19 protein-coding genes are annotated in these 24,558 nt (G+C 55.3%); 11 read left to right on the top strand and 8 right to left on the bottom strand.

Annotated elements, in window-relative coordinates; genetic code table 11:
• Nucleotides 1-5: 5 nt before the first annotated feature.
• Nucleotides 6-572, bottom strand: coding sequence for an inosine/xanthosine triphosphatase (yjjX, locus tag PXG97_RS03530; protein WP_276496335.1), 567 nt, complete (start codon nucleotides 570-572; stop codon nucleotides 6-8).
• A 153-nt stretch (nucleotides 573-725) separates the two neighbouring features.
• Here yjjX and PXG97_RS03535 point away from each other — a divergent pair, with 153 nt between their 5' ends.
• Nucleotides 726-3,314: a M1 family metallopeptidase gene (locus PXG97_RS03535; RefSeq protein ID WP_276496336.1), complete on the top strand. Its 2,589-nt coding sequence runs from the start codon at nucleotides 726-728 to the stop codon at nucleotides 3,312-3,314.
• An 87-nt stretch (nucleotides 3,315-3,401) separates the two neighbouring features.
• Here the strand turns inward: PXG97_RS03535 and PXG97_RS03540 are convergent, their stop codons facing one another.
• The 3 genes from PXG97_RS03540 to PXG97_RS03550 all read right to left on the bottom strand — a co-directional run bounded on the left by PXG97_RS03540 (nucleotide 3,402) and on the right by PXG97_RS03550 (nucleotide 9,993).
• Nucleotides 3,402-7,193 carry a T9SS type A sorting domain-containing protein gene (locus PXG97_RS03540; RefSeq protein ID WP_276496337.1) on the bottom strand — a complete coding sequence of 1,264 codons (3,792 nt, stop codon included), beginning with the start codon at nucleotides 7,191-7,193 and terminating at the stop codon, nucleotides 3,402-3,404.
• A 255-nt stretch (nucleotides 7,194-7,448) separates the two neighbouring features.
• Complete coding sequence (locus PXG97_RS03545) at nucleotides 7,449-9,152, bottom strand: pyruvate dehydrogenase complex dihydrolipoamide acetyltransferase (RefSeq protein WP_276496338.1); 1,704 nt, start codon at nucleotides 9,150-9,152, stop codon at nucleotides 7,449-7,451.
• A 226-nt stretch (nucleotides 9,153-9,378) separates the two neighbouring features.
• Nucleotides 9,379-9,993: a histidine phosphatase family protein gene (locus PXG97_RS03550; protein ID WP_276496339.1), complete on the bottom strand. Its 615-nt coding sequence runs from the start codon at nucleotides 9,991-9,993 to the stop codon at nucleotides 9,379-9,381.
• A 57-nt stretch (nucleotides 9,994-10,050) separates the two neighbouring features.
• On the opposite strand from PXG97_RS03550, the gene PXG97_RS03555 reads away from it, so the two are divergent.
• The 9 genes from PXG97_RS03555 to PXG97_RS03595 all read left to right on the top strand — a co-directional run bounded on the left by PXG97_RS03555 (nucleotide 10,051) and on the right by PXG97_RS03595 (nucleotide 18,476).
• Nucleotides 10,051-10,470 (top strand): PaaI family thioesterase, encoded by a 420-nt coding sequence (locus PXG97_RS03555; protein WP_276496340.1) that lies wholly within the window; start codon nucleotides 10,051-10,053, stop codon nucleotides 10,468-10,470.
• A gap of 31 nt (nucleotides 10,471-10,501) precedes the next feature.
• A complete protein-coding gene (locus PXG97_RS03560) occupies nucleotides 10,502-11,674 on the top strand; it encodes an isochorismate synthase (RefSeq protein WP_276496341.1) in 1,173 nt (390 codons plus the stop codon).
• A 135-nt stretch (nucleotides 11,675-11,809) separates the two neighbouring features.
• The gene (gene menD / locus PXG97_RS03565; RefSeq protein ID WP_276496342.1) at nucleotides 11,810-13,513 is read left to right on the top strand and encodes a 2-succinyl-5-enolpyruvyl-6-hydroxy-3-cyclohexene-1-carboxylic-acid synthase; all 1,704 of its coding nucleotides are present in this window, start codon (nucleotides 11,810-11,812) and stop codon (nucleotides 13,511-13,513) included.
• Between the two features lie 219 nt (nucleotides 13,514-13,732).
• Nucleotides 13,733-14,176, top strand: coding sequence for a DoxX family protein (locus PXG97_RS03570; RefSeq protein WP_276496343.1), 444 nt, complete (start codon nucleotides 13,733-13,735; stop codon nucleotides 14,174-14,176).
• 144 nt (nucleotides 14,177-14,320) lie between these two features.
• On the top strand, nucleotides 14,321-14,776 hold the full coding sequence (locus PXG97_RS03575) for a DoxX family protein (protein ID WP_276496344.1): 456 nt from the start codon (nucleotides 14,321-14,323) through the stop codon (nucleotides 14,774-14,776).
• Between the two features lie 163 nt (nucleotides 14,777-14,939).
• Entirely contained in the window at nucleotides 14,940-16,052 is a 1,113-nt protein-coding gene (locus tag PXG97_RS03580; RefSeq protein WP_276496345.1) for an AMP-binding protein, read from the top strand.
• Nucleotides 16,053-16,113: 61 nt separating this feature from the next.
• Complete coding sequence (locus PXG97_RS03585; protein WP_276496346.1) at nucleotides 16,114-16,992, top strand: NHL repeat-containing protein; 879 nt, start codon at nucleotides 16,114-16,116, stop codon at nucleotides 16,990-16,992.
• Between the two features lie 99 nt (nucleotides 16,993-17,091).
• Entirely contained in the window at nucleotides 17,092-18,009 is a 918-nt protein-coding gene (locus tag PXG97_RS03590; RefSeq protein ID WP_276496347.1) for a DUF1835 domain-containing protein, read from the top strand.
• Nucleotides 18,010-18,071: 62 nt separating this feature from the next.
• The gene (locus PXG97_RS03595; RefSeq protein ID WP_276496348.1) at nucleotides 18,072-18,476 is read left to right on the top strand and encodes a hypothetical protein; all 405 of its coding nucleotides are present in this window, start codon (nucleotides 18,072-18,074) and stop codon (nucleotides 18,474-18,476) included.
• 76 nt (nucleotides 18,477-18,552) lie between these two features.
• Here the strand turns inward: PXG97_RS03595 and hutG are convergent, their stop codons facing one another.
• The 3 genes from hutG to hutU form a co-directional block, all read right to left on the bottom strand.
• Nucleotides 18,553-19,527 carry a formimidoylglutamase gene (hutG, locus tag PXG97_RS03600; RefSeq protein WP_276496349.1) on the bottom strand — a complete coding sequence of 325 codons (975 nt, stop codon included), beginning with the start codon at nucleotides 19,525-19,527 and terminating at the stop codon, nucleotides 18,553-18,555.
• 162 nt (nucleotides 19,528-19,689) lie between these two features.
• Complete coding sequence (gene hutI, locus PXG97_RS03605; protein ID WP_276496350.1) at nucleotides 19,690-20,955, bottom strand: imidazolonepropionase; 1,266 nt, start codon at nucleotides 20,953-20,955, stop codon at nucleotides 19,690-19,692.
• Between the two features lie 480 nt (nucleotides 20,956-21,435).
• The gene (gene hutU, locus PXG97_RS03610) at nucleotides 21,436-23,148 is read right to left on the bottom strand and encodes a urocanate hydratase (protein ID WP_276496351.1); all 1,713 of its coding nucleotides are present in this window, start codon (nucleotides 23,146-23,148) and stop codon (nucleotides 21,436-21,438) included.
• 121 nt (nucleotides 23,149-23,269) lie between these two features.
• Between hutU and PXG97_RS03615 the strand changes: the two genes are divergently transcribed.
• Nucleotides 23,270-23,893 carry a class I SAM-dependent methyltransferase gene (locus tag PXG97_RS03615; RefSeq protein WP_276496352.1) on the top strand — a complete coding sequence of 208 codons (624 nt, stop codon included), beginning with the start codon at nucleotides 23,270-23,272 and terminating at the stop codon, nucleotides 23,891-23,893.
• Nucleotides 23,894-24,074: 181 nt separating this feature from the next.
• Here PXG97_RS03615 and PXG97_RS03620 read toward each other — a convergent pair whose 3' ends face one another.
• Nucleotides 24,075-24,530: a c-type cytochrome gene (locus PXG97_RS03620; RefSeq protein ID WP_276496353.1), complete on the bottom strand. Its 456-nt coding sequence runs from the start codon at nucleotides 24,528-24,530 to the stop codon at nucleotides 24,075-24,077.
• Nucleotides 24,531-24,558: the final 28 nt, after the last annotated feature.

Genomic DNA, 24,558 nt, shown 5'->3' on the forward strand with positions numbered 1-24,558 from the left:
GGTTTCTATACTTGCTCCTGCGGCCCCGGGTTCAGGTAGAGGTCTCTGTTGCGGAACGGTACCAGGGCCAGCACCACCGCCTGCTCGTACAACTCGCGCCGGTCTACCACGTTATGCGTTAAAATGCCGATCGCCCCGCCTTTCTGCTTGGAGTTGGAGTGGCTGAAGATACGATCGTTGGCCTCGCCAAGCTCTACCCCCTGCTCCACCAGCTTCCGCACTTTCTGGGGCAGGAAAAACGTGCCGGATCGTGCTTTGCCCGTCTGCTCCCTGTCCTGTACCACCACCCAGGCGAAGGTGGCCAAATCACCCCCGATCACCTCCACGCCGCCTTCCAGACCAACCCAGAAATCCGCATCTGGCTGCAGCGCTTTCGCGTTGGCTACACGGTTCAGCGCTCCCTGCAGCGTTTCCTGCTCCGTCATGGGCTGGTCGGCCACGCCGGAAGGCACACTCGCCGGCTCCGGCACAAACTCCGCCTCCGGGAACATCCGCTGCAATCCGTCCAAGGCCGCGTTGATCTTCACAGGGTTTTTCGAGGCGATAACTACCTTGTATGTTCTGTGTTCCATAGTCTTCTTAAAGTATGAGCTTGGGATATCATTACTCCCTTAATCCCTCCAAGGAGGGGCGTTTATACTTCTCCTTTTTACTTTTCTACCTCCAAAGACGCAAAGTATGGCACCTCTACGACTCTCTAACTTTTATAAGTATATTTGAAAAGTATGAAAAAGAGAAACAGAAACCTACTCCTGGCAGGCATCGCTTTGCTCAGCACGGGCTCCTTGGCCTCCTGCAGCAACACTATTCCTGCCTCAGAGCCTATACCCGTAGAAACAGGCGTATCCAAAGAATTGGCCGATTATCGCAAGCAGGTGCTCAGCCGTATCGCCTACGATATCTCCCTGCAGATCCCGGAGCAGAAGCAGCAGCCCATCCTTGGCTCCGAGACTATTACTTTCCGCCTCTCCGACAACAGCCGTCCCCTGCAACTCGATTTCAAGGAGGCGCCCGACCACCTGAAACAAGTATGGTTGAACGGCAAGCAGTTGGAGGCGAAGCTGGAGAGCGAGCACATCCTCCTGCCGGCTGAAGATCTTAAAATTGGGGAGAATGAGATAAAGGTCGAGTTTATTGCCGGGGACTTGTCGTTGAACCGGAACGAGGAATACCTGTATACCTTGCTGGTGCCCGACCGCGCCCGCACCGTGCTGCCCGTGTTTGACCAGCCTAACCTGAAAGCCACCTTCAAGCTTAGTTTAACACTTCCCAAAGATTGGAACGCGCTGGCTAACGGCGCTCTAGTTGATTCTACTCTTACCGAAAACAGCAAGCGCTATACGTTCGCCACTTCCGACACGATCCCGACTTACCTCTTTTCGTTTGCGGCAGGTAAGTTCAAACACCTGCAGCGCGACATGAAGGGCACCGCCATGCACTTCTACCACCGCGAAACCGATGAGGCCAAAATCAGGGAAAGTATAGACCCGATCTTCCAGCTACATAGCGACGCGTTGGTTTTCCTGGAGGACTATACCCAAATCCCCTACCCGTTCCAGAAGTTCGATTTCGTGGCGATCCCCGATTTCCAGTATGGCGGCATGGAGCACGTGGGCGCGATCCAATACAAAGCCTCCACCCTGTTTCTGGATGAGACGGCAACGAAGGATGAGAAGATCGCCCGCTCCAACCTCATCGCGCACGAAACGGCCCACATGTGGTTCGGCGACCTGGTAACGATGCAGTGGTTCGATGACGTGTGGATGAAGGAGGTGTTCGCCAATTTTATGGCCGATAAGGTAACGCAGGTGGCACTGGAGAACACCAACTATGACATGAAGTTTTTGGTAGACCACTTCCCCGCCGCCTACAGCATCGACCGTACTTCCGGAGCTAACCCTATCCGCCAGCCGCTCGACAACCTGCAAGACGCCGGCTCGCTCTACGGGGGCATCATCTACCACAAAGCCCCCATTATGATGCGCCAGCTGGAGCGCCTGATGGGTGAGGATGAACTGCGCAAAGGGCTGCAGGAATACCTGAAAACCTACGCCTTTCAAAACGCCACCTGGCCCGAGCTTATTAAAATACTGGATGCCCGTACTCCTACCGACCTGCAACAGTGGAACCAGGTCTGGGTAAACGAGCCGGGGCGGCCTGTTTTCACGCATGAACTGAAAACACGCAACGGCAAAATCGAGCAGCTGCGCGTGTCGCAGAAAGGTGAGGATGGCTCTGACAGGGTATGGCCGCAGTTCTTTGAGATAGCGCTGGTGTACCCGGACCGGATGGAAGAGCTAACCGTGGATATGACAAACAAAGAGGTAGTGGTAGCCGGAGCCGCAGGCAAGGAAGTACCGCAGTTCATCCTTTTCAACTCCACGGGGCAGGGCTACGGCGTGTTTCCGGTGGACGAGGCAATGCTGCAACGGCTGTATACTTTGCAGGACCCTGTGCAGCGCGCGTCGGCCTACATCAACCTCTACGAAAACATGCTGAATGGCCGCAGCCTCTCGCCCGAGCAACTCCTCAGTTTCTACCAAAAAGGCCTGACCCAGGAGCAGGAGGAGCTGAACATTAAGCTGCTCACCGGGCAGCTAAGCGATCTGTACTGGGTTTTCCTTTCGCCGGCACAACGCCAGCAACAGGCGGCGCAGCTGGAGCAGCATGTGTGGCAGGCGCTGCAGCAACATAATGCACCTAACGTGAAAAAGCTGCTCTTCAAGACTTTCCAAAGTATAGCCTCCTCCAAAGAAGCGCAGGACAGGCTGTACCAGGTATGGCAAAAGCAGGAGCCGCCAACCGGTGTAAAGCTAAATGAGGATGATTATACTTCGCTGGCACTTGCCCTGGCCGTGCGCGACTACCCCGACCAAAGTATACTGCAGCAGCAACTGACCCGCATCCAGAACCCGGACCGCAAAAGACGACTGGAGTTCCTGATGCCGGCGCTCTCATCGGATGTGCAGGTGCGGGATGCGTTTTTTGCCTCACTCAAAGATGCCGAGAACCGGGAGAAAGAGGCGTGGGTAGCCTCAGCCTTGGGCTACCTGCACCACCCGCTGCGCGCAGAAACCTCTGAGAAGTACCTGCCGCAGAGCCTGGAACTGTTGGCCGAAATCCAACGCACCGGTGATATTTTCTTCCCCTTCAACTGGCTTCGGTCAACCTTTGGCTCTTACCAAACGGCAACAGCCGCGGCAGTGGTGCGTGAGTTCCTGGAGGCTAATCCTGATTACAACCCCAAGCTGAAGGCGAAGATCCTACAGGCCGCAGATGACTTATACCGGGCGGAGAAGCTGGTAAGGCAGTAGGGAGTTAGCCTACCCGAGCAAGTATAAAAACCAAAAAAGCGGAGGACCAGGTGTGGCCTCCGCTTTTTCGTTAAAGTATAAAGCTGGTTATTTTTTGATCAGCCTTACCGTTTGTGTGGTATGCTGGCTAACAACTTTCAGGTAGTACGTACCTGCTGCTAACTGATTTTCACTAAGGTCTAGCCTCAGGCTGCCGTTGCTGGTGCGGGCGTTGGTGCTGTACAGGCTGTTGCCTACTTTATCATACAGCACCACCTGTATTTCCTCATCGGTCTCACCACCAAGCGATATGTTTACAATGTGCTCGGCAGGGTTTGGATATACCACCAGCCTGGCTGCTGCAGGAGCTGTTTGTACAGGCTCTTCTGTTTCGCAGGAAGTGCTCACGCCACAGCTGCCAAGGGTAGCCCCGCGCATCAGGAAGCTTTCTACCGTATGAACAGGCACACACAGCTTCTGCGCTTTTTTGCCGGACAGGTTATAGCATAGCGCTACCTTTTCTACTCCCGCGCCGGTGGTGCAGCTCACGTTCACCACACACACCTGCACGGTATCCGTTGTGGTACGGCCTTTGGCATCGGTTACTGTAACCGTGTAAGTGGTGCTCACCTCCGGGCAAACTTGTATGCTTTGCCCAACTTCGCCGGTGCTCCAGGTATACGTGTACGCTCCAGAGCCTCCTGTGGCGGCACCAGCGGTTAAGGTAGCGCAGGCCTGTGGCGCGTAACCAAAGTATACCGTCTGCGCATCCCCGGCGTCTACCACAAGGGGTGCCGCCAACTCAAAGCGAGCCAGTACCGGTAAGTGGTCGGAAGTAGTGCTGCCATAGTTAGCAATGTAAGCGAAGGGGATCACCAGTGTTTCCGAACCCGGAAGATATTCTTCAAACAGCTCGTTACTGATGGTGATATGATCAATCACGTTGTCCTGCGTGATGTAGGAGCGCATGCCGGCTTCGCTCAGGCTAAGCGTCAGCACGTCATAGTCCTGCGCCTGCACAAATTGCTGGTAAATAGTCGCCCCGCTGCCAATGGAAGCATCCACATCATCGTTGTAATCTCCCAGCAAGATGAGGTTTGCGTTCGGGTAATACTGGTCCAGCGTGTCTTTCAGCGCCTGCACATCATACGCACGGCGGGCCAGGTCTCCGGCAGAAGAACCGGATTTCGCATGGATGTTGATGAGCTGGATGCGCTCCGTCGCCCCTTCTATGGTGGCATCCACGGTAACCATGTACGGCAACCTGCCGCTGGACCAGAACGAAGACGCGCTGCCGGATGGGTAATCGTTCAACAGGTCTGTCGCTCCTGCACGAGCGGCATCATACAACTCTTCGAAAATCACGCGGTCCTCTACCAGCGTTATCACTTCCGTATTATAGATGAAACACAGCTTCTGCGCCGGGAAGTTAGGGTCTTCACCGTTGAAGGAGTAAGAGTAGCGATCGGAGCAAACAACGGCGTAGCCGGGCAGCATGGCTACCAGTTTCTGCAGCTGCTCCTCGCTAGAGATCTCCTGCACGGCGATCACATCGGCACGCACACTGGCAATCAGGCTGGCGGCATTTTCCAGCTGCAGTTGGTCATTATTAGGGCCATAGTCCTTCTGCGTCGCCCCGAAGAACTCCATGTTCCAGCTCATCACGTCCAGTGTCTTGGCAATGGAGATATCGCTGCCTGCAGGCTCATAGGCCGTTGTGCCCGGCAAATCGTCCTGGAAGCGCGGCAACAGCTGCAGGCTTCCTCTAAAGCTGCTCAGGACGCCTGTAACAGTTACAGGCTCCTGTGGCTTCAGGCGACCTACCAGCTCCTGCACATCCGCATCGATGCGCAAGGCTACTGTGCCGGTGCCGTCGGTGATGCTGTAGTTGGCATCCGGGAACAACAGCCCCCGGGCATCCTCAAACGTAACGTTTGGTATGGAAACAAGCATCCCCTCGAGCTGGCTTAGCTCTGCCACCGTTACCACTGCTGGTACCAACGGCTGGGTGGCAGGTCCGAAGCTCTCCAGCGCCGTCACATCCACCAATTCCGGCATGTTATTAAACAGCTCAACCGTAGCAGTGATCTGGATGGAATCGCCAATGGCAAACGCGTCAGCAGCATGCACCTGCTGGTCAAAAACGGCAATGCCACCGGTCTCGTCCTGCAGATAGGCCGGGCCGCCAAACTGATCGGTAGCGGTAAGCACCCCGGAAACTGTAACCACGGTGCCAACCGGCATGCTGCGGGCCTCGGCAATGCTTCCCTCCTTCGGCTCCTCTGGCTCCGGCTCGTTAGTTTCGCCGCCAAAGCTTTGGCCCCTATTCACGGCATTGTACGTGCCGGCGATAGGTCCGCTCCAGGTAAAGTCAGCATAACTGGTACCGGTTCCGGTCAATTGCAGTGAGAAATTAACCGGCGTTGAGGAGCTCTCCGCCACGCCGATGTCTTCGCTCGTCATGCCTGCGGCAGGCCCGGCTGTAGCCGTCATAGCGCCTTCGTAGCTCAGGAACTGCACTACTTCCCCGTCCGGGTTTACCAACGCGATGCCGTCCGGTGCTCCATTTTGCAAACCGTTGATCGGGAAGAACAAAGTGCCGTACCCATTGTCCTGGTTCGGAAGCGTGCCGCTCAGGCTCAGGGTAGTATAAGCACCGCCTCCGTTGCCATTGTAGGCAACAAGCTGCCAGCCATTTAAGTCTGCACCGGCGTTACCAGCTACTTCTACTCCCTCGTTCACATCCGTACCGTCATTGTCATAGTGGATCTCGTTGATGAACACCACATCCTGCAAGGGCAGGAAAGTCTGCCCGTTGTTCACGGCACCATACGTGGAGGCGCTGCTGGCAGCCCAGGTAAAGGCCTTATAAGCTGAGCCTGCACCAGTCAGCTGCAGCGAAAAGCCCGCTGGCTCAGAACCTGTTTGCGTCACCCCAATGTCTGTGCTCGCCATACCATCGGCTGGTCCGCCTATAGCTGTGAACGTTCCTTCGTAGCTCAGGAACTGTACTACCTTGCCTTCGGCATCTACCAAGGCGATACCGTCCGGTGAGCCGTTCTGCAGGCCCGTTATCGGGAAGAACACGGTGCCGAAGCCTGCTTGCTGTGCAGGTATCGTTCCGCTAAGGTTCGTGGTCGAATAGCTGGCGCCGTTGTTGCCGTTATAGCCGATCAGTTGCCAGCCGCTCAGGTCCGTGCCGGCCAAACCGGCCACTTCTACGCCTTCCCCTGCGTCAGCACCTGCGTTGTCGTAATGGATCTCGTTGATGAATACAATGGTGGAAGATGGCTGCGGTTCTGGTTCCGGCTCAGGCAACGGTTCGCCGCCCAGCGGAAGGACTTGATTGAAGTTTATACTTCCGAAGGTACTTTCTGCGGCAGCCTCCCAGGTGAAATCAGTATAGTCCTTACCAGCGCCTGCCAGCTGAAGGGAGAAATTGTCAGGCGCTGTGCCATCCTCGCTTACTCCGATATCTTGGCTCGTCATGCCGTCCGCAGGTCCGCCGATGGCAGTCATCGTGCCTTCGTAGCTCAGGAACTGCACCACCTGGCCAGCGGCATTCACTAGCGCCACACCATCAGGCGCGCCGTTCTGAATACCGTTGCTGGGATAGTTTACCACCAGGAAACCGTGGTAATTCGCCCCGTCGCTGGGAATACTGCCCGACAGGGTTTTTGTGTTGTAAACGCCGCCGTTGCCGCCGTTGTACAGTACCAGGCTCCAACCGGTGAGGTCGGTACCGGCCGGCCCCAGGATCTCTATGGCCTCGTTTACATCAGTACTGGCGTTGTCGTAGTGGATTTCGTTGATAAAGACGCTTTGTGCGGTGGCCACTGTGGAAGAACAAAGGCAGACCAGCAGCAGCAAAAGCTGTAACTTCCGTAAAAATTTACTCATGCGATAGGTTTTTATGGGTAAGTGAATACTAGAAAACAAGGTTCTTGCACTATAGCCCCACTCCCAACCGCTCTTAGTTGCTGCTATAGCTTATCGGAGTACAAATGTACTATATATCACTATATTAGTTTCAGCTAATACATTTCCTTTTTGTTACATCTGCTCCCACCTCACGTAAACCGCGGTGGGATGCAAATAAAAAGCCCCACCGTTTCCGGAGGGGCTTCTCTTTGATTTATACTTTTACCGAGTAGGTTATACCAGGATTCTCACCGGGTTCTCCAGCAGGTTCTTAAACGTCTGCAGGAAGGCTGAGCCTACCGCGCCGTCCACCACGCGATGGTCGCAAGACAGGGTCACTTTCATCACGTTGCCGATCTGGATGTTGCCGTTCTTCACAACCGGTGTCTGCTTGATGCCTCCCACAGCCATGATGCAGGCATCCGGCGGGTTGATGATGGCTGTGAATTCTTCGATGCCGAACATGCCCAGGTTGGAGATGGTGAAGGTGTTGCCTTCCCACTCCGATGGCTGCAGCTTTTTGTTTTTCGCTTTGCCGCCCAGTTCCTTCACCTCTGCCGAGATAGCAGAAAGCGATTTGTAATCAGCATTACGCACCACCGGTACCAGCAGGCCTTCCTCTACCGCCACGGCCACACCAATGTTGATGTGCTTGTTGTAGCGGATCTTATCGCCCAGCCAGGATGAGTTCACCGCAGGGTGCTGACGAAGCGCAGCGGCGGCGGCTTTGATCACCAGGTCGTTGAACGACACTTTTACCGGGGATACTTCATTTATACTTGCACGCGCCTCAATGGCCTTGTCCATGTCAATTTCCATGGTCAGGTAGAAGTGCGGCGCAGTGAACTTGCTCTCCGCCAGGCGGCGCGCAATCACCTTACGCATCTGCGACACGCTCACCTCCTCGTAAGACTCTGCAGGGGCTCCCGGGATAGCTGCCGGAGCAGGCGCGGCGGCAGTCTGTGGTGCGGCGGCTTTCTGCGGCGCGGCAGACGGCGTGAAGTTCTCCACGTCGCGCAGCACGATACGGCCACCCTCGCCAGAGCCTTTTATCTGAGAAAGAATGAAGCCTTTCTCCTTGGCTACCCGTTTGGCCAGCGGCGAAGCCTTGATGCGGCCGTTCTCGGAAGAACCAGCTGAGGTTTGCTCAGCTGCCTCCGGTCCCGGAACATTTGTTTCCTGTACTTTATCAGAAGTGGCGGCATCTACGCCAGCCTCCACAGCCTCATCCGTCTGGGCGTTCTCCTGACGGTCTTCTCTGTTAGAAGAAACAGCGTTCAGAAGCGCTTTGTAGTCAGCACCCTCCTCGCCAATGATCGCGATGATGGCATCTACAGCCACGGCTTCGCCCTCTTTTACGCCAAGATACAGCAGGGTTCCATCTTCGTAAGACTCCAGCTCCATGGTCGCCTTGTCGGTCTCCACCTCGGCCAGCACATCACCGGATTTCACTTTATCACCTTCTTTTTTCAGCCAGCTAACCAGAACCCCTTCGGTCATGGTGTCGCTCATCTTCGGCATGCGGATAACAGAAGCCTTGATGTTGCTCGTATCGGCTACCTTGGCAGGCGCCTCCTCTTTGGCAGCGGCAGGCTTGGTTTCTTCTTTCTTCGGCTCTGGCTTCTCCTCTTTCTTTTCTGCCTTAGCAGCCGGAGCGCCACCGCCCTTTACCTCGCTCAGCAGGCCAGAGATATCCTCGCCTTCTTTGCCAATGATGGCGATCACGGCATCCACTGGTACGGCATCGCCCTTTTTAGGCCCGATGTACAGCAGGGTTCCGTCTTCGTAAGACTCCAGTTCCATGGTCGCCTTGTCGGTCTCCACTTCAGCCAGGATATCGCCGGCGCTTACCTTGTCGCCTTCTTTTTTCAACCAAGATGCAATCACCCCCTCCGTCATCGTGTCGCTCATCTTGGGCATTTTTATAACTTCAGCCATAAATTTCGTGTTGTTTATTCGCCCAATAGGTCTTGTATTATCCGCCCAAAATTAGATTTAAAAATATTTTATTCAAACTATGTAGGCACACAAATCGCGGCACGGCCCACTCTATTTTACCAGGGGCTATGCTTTTGTGCTCACTCAGGTTCGAAAAGCAAGTTACACAAACAAGCGTAATTTCTAAAGCTCCAGCCAATTACTTCTGTGTTATACTTTCGATGGGCTACTGCAGGTGGGCCACGTCGCAGTATTTTTTAACGGCAAACATGCTGCCGGTAAAGTCGAGCTGGTACAGGCAAAGGTTGCGGTGCCTGAACTCATCCATGCAGCGCAAAGGGTAGCGCAGCAGCTGGCAGAGAAGTATGCGCATAGCCCGCCCATGCATGCAGATCAGGATGGTTTCCTCCTCCGGCCGGCTTAGCATCAGGTCGATGAAAGGCTTCTGCCGCTCGTACACCAATTGTGGGCTCTCCCCTCCCTCTATACATATGTCGGTGTTGCCATCGCACCAGGTCTGCAGGATGCCGTGGTAGTAGGCATCTTCCTCGGGTGTGATGCGGGTGCCCTCGCGGGTGCCCCAGTTTATCTCGTTCAGCCCGGCGTGCCGCTCGTGCGGGATACCGAGATCGAGGAAGCCCTGCACCGACTGTATGCTGCGCTGCAGCGTGGAGGTATAGACCTTGTCGAATTTTACATCTTTGTACTTCTGGAAAAACAGGGCCGCCTGCCGTTGCCCTTCGGCATTCAGCACCGAGTCCACGCCGCTGCCCTGCACGATGCTCTGCAGGTTGTAATCGGTCTGCCCGTGGCGGATCAGGTATACTTTCTTAATACTCAAAATTCTTCTACTTTTGCCTTCTTACATAAATCAGTGCGAATTTAGGCATCGCAGCGTATGGATAAAAATACTGATACGATAGAGCGGGTAAAACAGTGGTGCCAGAACACCATGATCGATTACCTGGGCATTGAAATTACAGAGGTAGGCGACGATTATTTATGCGCCAGAATGCCGGTGGACCAACGCACGCACCAGCCCATGGGCCTGCTGCATGGCGGGGCCTCGGTGGTGCTGGCCGAGTCGCTGGCAAGCATGGGGGCGGCCCTGCAGGTGGATCTAACAAAAAAAGCCTGCGTGGGTTTAGAGATAAATGCCAACCATTTGCGCAGCGCCCGCGAAGGCTGGGTGTATGGCAAGGCCACACCGATCCATGTGGGCCGCAGCACACAGGTATGGGAAACAAAAATAACGGATGAAGACGGTGCGCTGGTGTGCATCAGCCGCATGACCGTGGCCGTGATCGACAAAAAATAAACCGTGGCCATACAGGCCTGGAGGAGAAAAAATGATGGGTGAGTGTACCCAAACTTATACTTTAGAGCAATTATTCCGGGCAGTCGTAGCCGGGCAAAAGGCGGTGGCTGCCTGGCGCCTGCCCCTGTCTGACAGGATACAAGCCTGTGTACAGTTGGGCCAGCAGTACACGACCGGGCAGCCGCAGCTGGAGACCAGCCCTTTTGGCTTCTTCTTCTGCCCCTTTAAGGCCAGCGGCCAACACAAGAACATCTTTATCAGGGGAGATGTATACTTTGATGGAGAGGCCCTTACTCCCGCAGCCGACGTACACCCGCAGCAACTGCAGTCGTTTTATACCTTGCTGCAGGAACCACAAGGCATGAGCAGTTGGCATACCCCCACCTTCTCGGAAAACCATACCTTGCAAACGGAGGAGAGCTTTACGGGTGCCGTAAGGAAAGCGGTGGAGGCGATAGAGGACGGGCAGATGGAGAAGGTGGTGCTCTCGCGGAATAGCCGGGAGGCGCTGCCGGAAAACTTTTCGCCGGTAGCGGCTTTCGAAGCCATGGCGGCGGCCTACCCCAGGGCCTTTGTGTCGCTGGTGTCGGTGCCGGGCGTGGGCACCTGGATGGGTGCCTCGCCGGAGATCCTGGTCAGCATAACCGAGGAGCAGGTGTTCCATACGGTGGCCCTGGCGGGCACGCAGCCCGCCGTGGAGAACGTATCCGATGCGATCTGGAGGCAGAAGGAGATTGAGGAGCAGGCCATGGTGGAGCGTTATATCCTGAGCTGCTTTAAAAAACTGCGCCTCCGCGACTACACCGAGGTCGGGCCCCGAACGATCCTAGCCGGCAACCTGATGCACCTGCGCACCGATTTCAAGGTAAACCTGAAGGACGTGCATTTCCCTACCCTCGGCACCGATATGCTGGAGCTGCTGCACCCCACCTCGGCGGTTTGCGGCCTGCCCAAAGAGCCTGCGCTGCAGTTTATACTTGCCTACGAGGGCTATCACCGCAGCTATTACAGCGGTTACCTGGGGCCGGTAAACGGTGCCTCCGGGTCACACCTGTACGTGAACCTGCGCTGCATGCAACTGCTGCAGCACGAAGCCATTCTCTACGCCGGCGCCGGCATCACCGAGGCCTCCGACCCGCAGAAAGAGTGGCAGGAAACGCAGCATAAAATGCAGACGATGCGGAAAATCCTGTCGGATTTTTAACTTGTATGAGTGGATGAGTGACTGAGTGAATGTTTGGGAAACATAGACAGAAATTTTGTCTTCATCATTACAGAAACTTGAAAGCATATTACTATTTAACATGCACTCATTCACACAATCACTAATTCACTCATTATGATCCTACAGCCTGTTGTCAATATTGCGGAGATTTGCGCCCAGAAGGGAGTCGAAAACGTGGTGCTGTCGCCGGGCTCTCGGTGCGCGCCCCTGACGATTGCCTTTGCCCGCCACCCCCAATTTACGGTGCGCACCATATCTGATGAGCGTGCCGCTGCTTTTATTGCGCTGGGTATGGCACTGACAACAGGCAAGCCCACGGTGCTGGTGTGCACCTCGGGCACGGCGGCGTTGAACTATGCACCGGCCGTGGCAGAGGCTTACTTCCAGCAAGTGCCCCTGCTAATCCTGAGCGCCGACCGCCCACCTGAGTGGATCGACCAACTGGACGGGCAAACGATACGCCAGCAAAACCTGTTTGGGCAGCACATCAAGCACAGCTATACCTTCCCCGCCGACTTGTCGCACCCCGACGCGGTGTGGCACAGCGGGCGCATGGTATCAGAGGCGCTAAACGAGGCAGTAGCATTCCCCGCCGGCCCGGTGCACATCAACGTGCCGCTGCGCGAGCCTTTCTACCCTGCCCCGGGCGAGGAACTGAGCTTCGACAAAAAAGTGAAAGTGATCGCGGAGGAGCCACAGGCATTTGACCTGAGCCCGGCGCAGTCGCTGCGGCTGCAGGAGGAAATCCTGCGGTACACAAAAGTGCTGGTGCTGGCGGGGCAGCACCAGCAGGACGAGGCGCTGCTGCAAAGCATCCATTCCTTTGCCGAGACAACCGGTGCCGTGGTCGTGGGCGACACTATCAGCAACATGCACGGCCTGTCACACTCGGTAAGGCATCAGGACATCATCTTTGCCAACCCTGACCAGAAGCAGCTGGCAAAGCTGCAGCCCGACCTGCTGATCACCTGCGGCAAGTCCATTATCTCCAAAGCGTTAAAACTGTACCTGCGCAAGTATAAACCAGCCGCCCACTGGCACCTGCAGCCCGCCGGCCAGGTAGCCGACACGTATCAGTCGCTGACGAAGGTGGTGCGCTGTGCCCCCCAAAGCTTCTTTGCCGCCATGGCCGGCAGCACACGCATTGACGGGAACTTTGCCGCCGCATGGGCTGCGGCCGATAAAACGGCTTATGAATTCCTGAAAGATTATACTTTAGGTGCGCCATACAGCGAGTTGCCTGTGGTGGCACATGTGCTGCGGCAGCTTCCGCAGCAAAGTAAGCTGCACCTGGCCAACTCCATGTCAGTGCGCTATGCGAACATAGCAGGGCTCAGGCCGGAACAGCAGGTGGAAGTGTACGCCAACCGGGGCACCAGCGGCATCGATGGCAGCACCAGCACCGCCGTTGGCTGCGCCCTCACCAGCCCGGGCATTACCACCCTGCTCACCGGCGACCTGGCCTTTTTCTACGACCGCAACGGCTTATGGCACAATTACCTGCCGCAGAACCTGCGCATCGTGCTGCTCAACAACCATGCAGGCGGCATTTTCAGACTGATAGACGGCCCAAAACAGCAGCCAGAGCTCGCTCCCTACTTTGAGACACACCAGGCGCTGAAAGCCGGGAATACGGCACGTGATTTTGGCATGGCTTATACTTCTGTGCAAAGTATAAAGGAGCTGGAACAGGCCCTGCCGGTCTTCTTCTCCGCTGAGGCTGGTGCTGGCATTCTGGAAATCTTCACCGATAGCGTTGCCAACGGGGAGGCGTTTGAGGCCTACAGAAAGGTGGTTCGCGCACTCCAGCTACTATAGTTGGTCGAGATGGTACGCCTCAACTGCCCTAGAGCAGCAGGAGGCGTACTGATGTCTCTGGCGGAGGAGCCGGGCACCCCTGCCGCGCCTCCATCTGCTTCGGCCGTTTGGGAAGAGGAAAAGGCATCAGCCACCGAATTAACCCATTAATTTTCACCCGATAAAGCGATCAAGGCGTATATAGAAATAGAAGCATGTTTCACTTTAACCTTCTGCGCCATGAACTATACGCACGAAATAAACCATGCCTCCCCGCGTACGAGCGCCAATAACCCGCTCTGGATGGATGGCCTCCGCATCGCACTTGGCCTCTTCCTCTTCATTAAAGGGCTTCTGTTCCTGGAGCACAACACAGATGTTTTCTACATCTTCAGCCAAAGCCAGGACTTTATCAGCATGCAGAAGGCCTCCCTTTTCACCAGCGCTGTACATATTATCGGCGGCCTGATGATCGCCTTCGGCTTCCTGACACGCCTGGCGCTCCTGCTGCAGATACCGGTGCTTTTAGGCGCCCTTTTGATCGTGAACCCACAGCGCGGGCTGCACCTGGGCAATACAGAGCTCTGGCTGTCAGTGCTGGTGCTGGGGTTGCTGCTGTTCTTTATGGTGGTGGGGCCTGGGCGCTACTCCGTGGACAACAAGGTGCTGCGGAAGCAGAAATAGTACCGGTATTTTGGGCAAGCGCCATACATGCCCGCCGCAGGTTAAAACGTAATAATATAGTTTGTACTTAAAATCGTCCGGTTTATGGCAAAATACGTTAATTAAAGTGATAGTCACTATGTTTCACTTTAATTGTGTAAAGCCATGAACCTAACACACGACATGCATCGCGTAGAGCGCTGGGCCGACACCCATCACCCCATGTGGCTCGATTTTGTAAGGATTGGATTGGGAGCTTTCCTGATGGTAAAAGGCTTTATGTTCATCCAGGACACGGAGGCACTGTACCGGATCATGAACAAAAGCGAGTTTCCTTGGGTATCTATGGGTTTGGCGCATTACGTTGCCTTTGCTCACCTGGTAGGCGGCCTGCTGATCGCACTTGGCCTGATAACCCGCGTCGCCATCTTGTTCCAGTTGCCGATTTTGATCGGAGCCGTTTTCTTTATCAATCCCGACAGAGGCTTCTACTCCGAGAACACCGAGCTGTGGTCTTCTATCATCGTACTGTTCCTGCTGATCTTTTTCCTTGTTTTCGGCTCGGGCCGATTCTCTGTGGATCGCCTCATCCGCAAATCAGACAAGGATTGGCTGTACTAGTCCCGGCTTACCCCTGCTGGTAGCACAAAAACCTTTGCAGGTACTGTTTGTTTTCAAAGCACTTTGCCCCATTTTTGCAGCAGCACGTACGTGCTAATGTTTCACCTGATGGGGCGTCACCAAGGCTCTGGCTTCTTGCTGATGCTACAAGACAAATCGCTACATGACAGACAAGCACCTGAGCCTGAACGGCAAGAAGTTCTACTACGATGAGATTGCATCCTACTCCTTCCGTGACAGCATCCCGCTGAATGGTTACGAAAGTAAGATGCTGGAATTCTGCCGCGACTGGCTAAACGGCGTGCAAGAGTTCCCGATCCAAACCTCCGGCTCCACCGGTGTGCCGAAAACCATCAGCCTTACCCGCAAGCAACTCGAGGCCAGCGCCCGCCGCACCATCAAGCTCCTGCAACTACAGGCAGGCGACTGTACGCTGGTGTGCCTCAACACCGAGTATATTGCGGGTATGATGATGCTGGTGCGCGGCTTTGAGGCAGACTTGCAAATGATCATCGTAGAGCCTCTTGGAAACCCGCTTACCCAGGTAAGCCCTAACGAGAATATCGCCTTTGGCTCCTTTGTGCCGATGCAACTGCAGACCATCCTGCTGGAGACGCCGGAGCGGCTGGAGCAACTGAACCACATGAAAGGCATTCTGGTGGGTGGTGCTCCGGTAACCCCCACGCAGCAGCGGGAGCTGCAGCAGGTGCAGGCCCCGATCTACCATACCTACGGCATGACCGAAACGGCCTCGCACATTGCCCTGCGCAAGCTAAACGGCTACGATGCCGCCGACTATTACGATGTGCTGGACGAGATTGAAGTGGGGCTGGACAAGCGCGGCTGCCTGACCATACGGGGCGATGTGACCAACAACGAGCTGCTTGTGACGAACGACATTGTGGAACTGCTCACCCCCACCCGCTTCCGCTGGATCGGCCGCGCCGATAACACCATCAATACCGGTGGCGTGAAAGTGCAGATCGAAAAGATAGAGCTGGCGATTGCCGAGGCCTTTGCCGATGATGCCGATTCCCCACGCTTCTTTATAGCCCCGCAGCCCGATGAGGTATTAGGCGACAAGATTGTGCTGGTACTGGAGGGAGCGAAGCAGGGCGAGGAAGAGGAGCAACAGCTCTTCGGCCGTTTGCGCCATCGGCTCAAGAAGTTCGAGATGCCGAAGGAAGTATACTACAGCCCCGCCTTCTCCGAAACAGCCACCGGTAAAGTATCGCGGCAGCGCACCCTTCAAAAGCTGGGCCTGTACACCGACTAGCCGCCAAAATAAAACGGCAGGTGCCCGTACCCGTACTAAGTACAAACTCATTCAGATTAACATGAAGATAAATGTACTTACTGGTATAGGCACAGCTTTGCTTATGCTGGCGCTTGGCAGCTGCAGCAAGGGATTGCTTAGCAGCCGTGCGCCTGTAGCGCTGGAGCAGGCATGGGCTTCCGACAACACCCTCAGAACCCCGGAGTCTGCCGTGTTTGACCCGGTGCGTAACGTCATCTATGTCAGCAACATCAACAAGGACACCAGGACGAGCAAAGACGGAGACGGCTTTATCTCACGGCTAACCCCGCAAGGAGAGATTCAGGAGCTTTACTGGGTATCTGGACTGAATGACCCACACGGCATGGCCTTGCATAACAATGTGCTTTATGTGGCGGATATAGACGAGGTGGTGGCCATTTCTACTCAATCTGGCGGGGTGCTGGGGCGTTATAAGGCAGATAGAGCCAAGATGCTGAACGGCGTGGCAGCAGACGACAACGGCAATGTATATGTGACCGACACAGAAGAAAACCGGATTTACCTTTTGCGCAACGGCCGCATTAGCCCCTGGATAGACCAAACGAGGGCCAAGCGCCCTAACGGACTCTTTATCCGGGGAGACCGCATGATCGTGGCTTTTTCAGGGAGCGGCGAGATCATGCTGCTGGACCCAGGAACTAAAAGCTTCTCTGCCTGGGTAGAGGAAGTGAAAGCTGCCGACGGAATAGACGCCGTTGGCGACGGTAGCTACCTGGCCTCGAGCTGGAGCGGCGAAATATTTTACATTGATGAACGCGACCGGAAATGGAGCCTGCTTAACACCAGCAGCCAGAACATGAACACCGCTGACATTGATTATGCGGAGCAGTTGGGGCTGCTGCTGGTGCCTACCTTCAACGATAATAGAGTGGTGGCCTATAGACTAAGGGCCCAATAAATTCGTTACATACTTATACCGTTATAATGTTTGAGGCAAGGCAGCTGCACCGTTACGTGTTAGTTGCCTTCTCATTTTAGGCGTACTTACTTTGTGCTGATGAAAAAACTGCCCACCCTTCACATCCTCAACGGCGATGCCTCTCTGGCGGCTTTCACGGCTGCCAACCTGCCCGGCCAAGTAATGGTGTGGCGCGAGGTGCTGTCTGAGGGTCCTGTTCTTTCTGCATTGCCTGAGCACGGGTTCTGGCAAAAGCGGCAGGAGTTTATTACCTCCAGTTACAGCGAACCTGCGGAAAAGTATAAAGAGAAAGTGCTGGATGAGCTGCAGCAACTCGAGGGTATCGGGGCCTTTTTTGAGGTTGTGCTCTGGTTTGATGCCGACCTGATGTGCCAGGTAAACCTGCTATACCTATTGCATCGCCTACAGCAGCAGAAACCGCCTATGCTGTCGGTGTGCACCCCGGCACATAGCCAAAATATAGCGTACCTGCCTCCACAGGAGCTGCAGCAGCTGTTTGAGGAGCGCCTGCAGCTAAGCGATGGGCAACTGCAGCACGCCGCACGACTGTGGCAGCTCTTCGCCAGCCCCAACCAATTAGATTTGCAGCTATACCTGAACCAGTACGGGTCCACCCTGCCCCTGCTGGAGCAGGCGCTGCAGCTGCACCTTAGCCGTTTCCCAGGTTGCACCGATGGGCTAAGTCAGCCTGAGCGTATGCTCCTGAGCATCATCCAATCGGGTGCAGCAAGTATAAAGGAGGTGATGAGGCAGTTTTGGGAGCAGGACCCCGGCTATGGTTTCGGTGATGTGCAGCTCTTGCACATACTCTCCCGGCTGCAGCCTGACCTGGTACAGGCACGTGAACCGTTGTCGCTTAGCTTTTTCGGCGAAAGGGTGCTGGAGGGCTATGCCTCCTTCATCCCCAAAAAACGCTGGCTGGGAGGCCTGGAGGTTAACGGCAGCTGCCCCTACTGCTTCGACAGCAGCGAAAAAAGCCTGCGTAAGAACTGCTGACAGAAGTTTGGCATTATAAATGCAACGGCATGTGCTATAGTATTACTTTAAGCAGAATCCACATGAAGATGAAGCAAACGTATGCCGCAGCACTGGCCCTGGGCCTGCCGCTATTCAGCCTTGCAAACGCTGTGGCGCAAACCACGCCACTCCCTCCTCAGGAGAAAGAGCACATACTTGTCACCACCGACCATCCTGACACCCGTAAAGAAACCCTATCAGGCATCCACATGAAGCCGGCCAGTAAAGGCACTTTTCAGCTGGATTTCTCGCAGGAACTGGATGAAAACGCCATGCTACAGGTGAAAAACTCAGCCGGCAAGCTGGTACATCAGAAGCCTGTAAACGTGGAAAGCAACCGCAGCGCCTGGCGCTACAACCTAGGCAGGCTGAAGCCCGACACTTACCTGATCGAAGTAAAAACCAGCGACACCACCTACTGGACCAAGTTTAAAGTGGGGAGATAAAAAACGCGGGCCCGGCATCATTTATGCCGGGCCCGCGCCTGTTATTACCTCTTGCTAGCTAGCACGTGTTTGATTCCTATACCTGGCTCCACTGCTGCACCACGTGGTAAAGCAGGGAAGCACCTAGCTTGGCCGTGCGGCTATCCAGGTCGAGCTTAGGGTTTAGCTCCACGATATCCAGCGTCAACAGCTTACCGCTGCTGATGATTTCCTGCAGCAGCAACAACACGATCTCCGGATGCACTCCCAATGCGGCCGGGGCACTAACGCCGGGGGCATAGGCCGCGGCAAACACGTCCATGTCGATGCTTACGTACAGCACATCCACCAGCTCCGAAAACTGCTGCAGCCGCTCTCTCAGTGCCTCATAGTTGTACACCTGCATGGCCGGCGCAAACACATAATCGGCACCATAGGCTTCGGCAGTGCTGAACAGCTTCTGCGTGTTGCCCTGCTGCTGTATCCCCAGGCACAAATAGTTAAAGTCGTTGCCTTCTGAACGCAGCTCGTCGGCCATCTGCAGGAACGGCGTACCCGAACTTGACTGCTTCTCATAACTCCGCAGGTCGAAATGCGCGTCGAAATTGATGATGCCCAGTTTATGACCCTCCGGGAGCGCCTGTTTGATACCCAGGAAATGACCATAGGCTGTTTCGTGGCCTCCACCAAGTATAATCGTTTTATAGGTGTTAGACAGCAGCGCGTTTACTTTCTTGCCCAGTTGCTTCTGTGCCTCTTCCAGGTTTTGGTTGGTGCAGAATACATCACCGGCATCAAACAGCGCCACATCATCCTCCAGGTGCCAAGCAAACGAAGCCATGGCCTGCCGCAACGCCGCCGGCCCCTCCACGGCACCTTCCCTGCCCTGGTTGCGGCGCACGCCTTCATCGCAGCAGAATCCCAGAAAAGCAATGGCTTGTGCAGCATTAGCAGGGTCCACCGTCTCTGTAAGGTTGAGTAATTTTATGCCTTGGTGCCAACGTTTGCCTTCTTCGCCGTCGAGCGCGTCTACTCTGCCTTTCCAGGTGCCGGGTGCGGTGGGTTTATACATGCTTTGAATTATTGATTGGCTAAATTAATTTTAAAATGTTGCTGCGCCTCTCATAACGCAGACGTTAGCTAAGCGATAGCTTGTGGCTCTATATATTACCAGCTTATAACTGCCTCCAGTTAAAAATGACAAGGCTTGCTATTGCTCAACTTGCGGCACGAACTACCCTAACTTTTCCACTTGCTTCCCGGCCTTCCAAATTTTCGTGGGCTTCAGCTTCCCTTGGAAGTACAGAATCTCTTTATAGTTTTCTGTCGGGAAGGCAATCATGTCGGCTAGCTTGCCTTTTGCCAGCTCTCCACGATCGGTGAGGGCAAGGGCGCGGGCAGCGCGGGTGGTGATAGCAGCCAATGTCTCGGCCATGGTTAACTTTTCGGTAGCGCCCAACACGGCCGCCTGCATCAGCAAATCTCCCATGGGGGCAGAGCCAGGGTTCCAATCGGTAGCGATAGCCAGGCACAGGCCGCCGTCCAGCATCTTGCGGGCAGGTGCGTAATGCATGCCCAAGCCCAACGAGGCCCCCGGCAGCACCGTGGCTACAACGCCGGCATTTCTCAGCAGCTCAATTTCTTCCTCCCCACTGGCCTCTAAATGATCGGCACTTATGGCACCTACCTCAGCAGCTACCCTGCTACCATCCGTACTGAACTGATCGGCATGCACTGTCACGTCAAAGCCCATTTCTTTGGCAGCATGCAAATACTCCAGTGCCTCTGTCTCTCTAAAGGCCGTTTCCTCCACAAATATATCCACGCGGCTTGCCAGCTCCTGCTCCTGGAGCTGCGGCAGCAAGTCTCTCAGCACTTCCTCCAGGTATGCTTTGGCATCGGTGTGCTCAGGTGGTAACATGTGGGCTGCCAGGCACGTTGGAATAAGGTCTATTTTATGATGCTTGTTTACCAGCTTTATCGCCTCCAGCATCTTCAGTTCCTCCTCCACCGTCAGGCCGTAACCACTTTTCACTTCACAGGTGGTTACGCCTTCGCGCAAATGGCGGTCGCAGCGTCTTTTCAGCAAGTCTACCAACTCAACCAGCGTTGCGTCGCGGGTTTTGCGCACGCTGTCCAGTATGCCGCCGCCATTGCGGGCTATCTCTAAGTATGATTTTCCGGCCACGCGCATGCCGTAGTCGTTGGCGCGGCTTCCGGCAAAGCAGATATGGGTGTGGGCGTCGATCAAGCCGGGCAGCAGCACCATGGGCTGCTCTATCAGTTCCAGTTTATACTTGTTCTCCAGCGCCTCGCGGTGCAACTGGTCGTAATTGCCAATTTTCTGCACCCGTCCTTCCTGCACGAGCACCCCCGCCCGCTCCACCACCTGCAGCTGCTCATCCTGTATGGCGCCTGCTTCGGGCAGGTTCGTCATGGAGAGGATTTGGCTGAAGGGGCCGATTAAAGTATGGGTTGATGTGTCTTTGCTCTCTTTCATAGTTTGTATGGTTAAACAGCGCGTTACTTTAATTGCTTGTTATACTTTTATACTTCTCTGGCGTAGGCGTTCGTTTGTGCCTTTCCTAAGCCCCAGCTTACCACAGTTGGAAATTAGCAATTCATGCTAGCTGCCGTTCATCCTTAGTCTTACGAGCGGCTCTTTTCAATTCACACTTTGGTGCTCTCCAGCCCGAGAGGGCTCGTCTTCGGGCATCGCGCTGGGAGCTTTTCCTGCCCTCGTGCCTCGGGCTGCCTCACTACCGTTCGGCACCGGAAAAACTCGCATAGGCGCTCAACCCAAAGACTGGGTTCTAGTTCGATAGCCACGGATGTCGGAGCTAGAACAGAATTCCCCTCCTTAAACTACCGAAAAATGAGTTCGAAGGTAGCGAGCATAGCTCTGAGGAGTAAGGAATATTTAGATCCGGAACCCCAATCCTGTACATCCTGCAAATCCTGATTCAGATTAAAACTTCCTTTAAAGCTCCAGCCCAAACTTCTTGGCATTCTCCTGCGCCGTTTCATAGCCGGCGTCAGCGTGACGGAAGATGCCCATGGCCGGATCGTTGTAGAGCACGCGGCGCAGGCAACGCTCGGCACGGTCAGTGCCATCTGCAAGTATCACCATACCCGCATGCTGCGAGTAGCCGATGCCCACGCCACCGCCGTGGTGGAACGATACCCATGTGGCACCGCCCGCCGTGTTCGACATCAGGTTTAGCAGCGGCCAGTCAGAGATGGCGTCGGATCCGTCTTTCATACCCTCCGTTTCGCGGTACGGGGAGGCCACAGAGCCGCAGTCCAGGTGATCGCGGCCAATGACGATCGGCGCTTTCACTTTGCCCTCGCGCACGAGCTGGTTAAAGAGCAAACCGGCTTTCTCGCGCTCGCCCATACCCAGCCAGCAGATGCGGCAAGGCAACCCTTGGAAGGCAACCTTCTCCTGTGCCTCGTCCAGCCACTTAATCATGTGCGTATTCTCCGGGAACAGCTCCTTCAGCGCCTCGTCAGTTACGCGGATATCCTCCGGGTCGCCGGAGAGGGCAGCCCAGCGGAACGGACCTTTGCCCTCGCAGAAGAGCGGACGGATGTACTCCGGCACAAAGCCTGGTATGTTAAAGGCGTTGGCCTCGCCGCCCTGTTGGGCAAACTCGCGCAGGTTATTGCCATAGTCGAAGGTCTTGCTGCCGCGCTTTTGCAGCTCCAGCATAAAGCCCACGTGGCGGGCCATACTCTTCAAAGAGAGTTGCTTATACTTGGCCGGGTCCTGCTGGCGCAGCTCCTTTGCCTCCTTCAGGCTCATGCCGTTTGGCACGTAGCCGTTGATCGGATCATGGGCAGAGGTCTGGTCGGTGAGGATCTCCGGGGTGATGTTGTCCTTGATGAGTTTTTCCAGCACGTCACCGATATCGCCCACCAAGCCAACGGAAATAGCCTCGCCGCGCTCCTTCGCCTCCAGCACCCACTGCTTCGCCTCCTCATAGTCGTAGGTCATCTTGTCGATGTAGCGGGTCTCCAGGCGTTTTTTGATGCGGTCCGGGTCCACGTCTACGCCCAGGAAAGTGGCGCCGGCAATGGTGGCGGCCAATGGCTGAGCACCGCCCATACCGCCTAAACCGCCTGTAACGAGCAGCTTGTGGCGCAGGTCGCTGTTAAAGTATTTATCGCCGCAGGCGGCAAAGGTTTCGTAGGTTCCCTGAAGGATGCCCTGCGAGCCGATGTAGATCCAGCTGCCCGCCGTCATCTGCCCGTACATGATCAGGCCGCGCTTGCGCAGGTCGTTGAAATACTCCCAGGTAGCCCAATGCGGTACCAGGTTAGAATTCGCGATAAGCACACGCGGCGCCTCGGCGTGCGTACGTACCTTGCCCACCGGCTTGCCCGACTGCACCAGTAGGCTCTCATCCTCCTCCAGCTCCAGCAGCACTTCAATGATCTTGCGGGCATCCTCCGGGGTGCGGGCCGCCTGTCCGGTGCCGCCGTATACCACCAGGTCGGCGGGGGCCTCGGCCACCTCATCGGTCAGGTTATTGAGGAACATGCGCAGGGCCGCCTCCGCCTGCCAGTTCTTGCAGTGCAGCTCCGGGCCGCGCGGCGGAATGTAGGTTGGATGGTTCGCGTATTTTTGTATGAACTGCTCGGCAGTGAGGCCGGCTCTTGGTGAGGTTGCTGTGGCAGCAGGTGTATTCATAGTTCTTGTTCCAGTTTGGGTTTGTTCAATAATCAGAAATTTTAATTAAAAAAGACAGCAAAATCCTGCTAAATTTAGATTTCTGAGACCATGCTGCCGCTTTCACTAAACCTAATGTACGATGTTTCACCTCCCGATTTCCTCCCTGCCAGCACAGTTCGGCAACATCGATATTTATCTGTTCGACCAGCTGCTAAAAGGCCGTATACAAAAGGGCATGAAACTGCTGGACGCGGGCTGCGGGGCGGGGCGGAATGTGCAGTACCTGCTGCAGGCCGGTGTGAAAGTATACGGAGCGGATGTGTCGGAAAAAGCCATAGCAGAAGTACGGACTATGGCCGCAGAGCTGGCCCCTGCCCTTTCGCCTAACAACTTTGTGGTGGCCGACCTGGCCAGCCTGCCTTTTGCAGAGGAAGCTTTCGAGGCGGTAATCTGCAGCGCGGTGCTCCATTTTGCCCGCGATGAGGAACACTTCAGAAGTATGGTACAGGAGCTGTGGCGGGTGCTGCAGCCGGGAGGCCTGCTGTTCTGCCGCCTCAGCACAACGGTAGGTATGGAGGGCAAGCTACAGCAGGTGGCGCCACGTAAATACCAGATGGCCCACGGGCAAGTATGGTTTCTGGCAGATGAGGCCTTGCTACGGGAGTTGGTTTATACTTTGAGAGCAGAAATGCTGGAGCCGCTGAAGACGGTGTTGGTGGAGCAGGAAAGAAGCATGACGACGCTGGTGCTCCGGAAGAGATAAGGTCCTGTAGCCATCCAGTAACAATACGCTTTTCCTCTTTGGAGAAAGCTAACAAGAGGCCGTTTTCCCGTGGTTTTACTCTGAAAAGCCGAGGAGCCTGTGCTGAGTCAAGGTACAGGAAAGGACGCGGAACAGGAGTGACTGTAAAAGCAAAGCGCAGCCTTGGCGGCTGCGCAGTTTGCTATTGATCGTTGAGGGATAGGATATAGTCTACCATTTTACCAGCATCTTCGTTGCTGATGTTCGGGTGCGGCGGCATAGGAACCTGGCCCCATACACCGGCGCCTCCCTGCTTTATCTTTCCGATCAGGTACTCCCTGTTTTTATCGTTTTCTTCATACTTCCCGGCTACATCTACATAGGCTGGGCCAACCAGTTTCTGCTGGTTGTTGTGGCAGGCAGTACAATCAGAGCCTGCAATCAGCATAGCGCCAGGGTGTTGCTTTTTGGCGGGCTGTTGCGTGGCAGCATTTGGTGTTCTGGTAGCAGGTGCCGGCTCCGGCTGGTTGGCTACGGCCGTGGCCACAGAATCACGGTAGCTCTGCTCATAGTAACGGTCATACTCTGAATTCTCGTTGCCGCAGGAGGCAAGAAGAAGCCCCAGACCAAAAGTGGCGAATAGGTACTTCACGTTCATAGTTGTTTCTTTCTGGTTTCTGTAAAGC

The sequence above is a fragment of the Pontibacter litorisediminis genome (assembly GCF_029360645.1).
Taxonomy (GTDB): Bacteria; Bacteroidota; Bacteroidia; order Cytophagales; family Hymenobacteraceae; genus Pontibacter; species Pontibacter litorisediminis.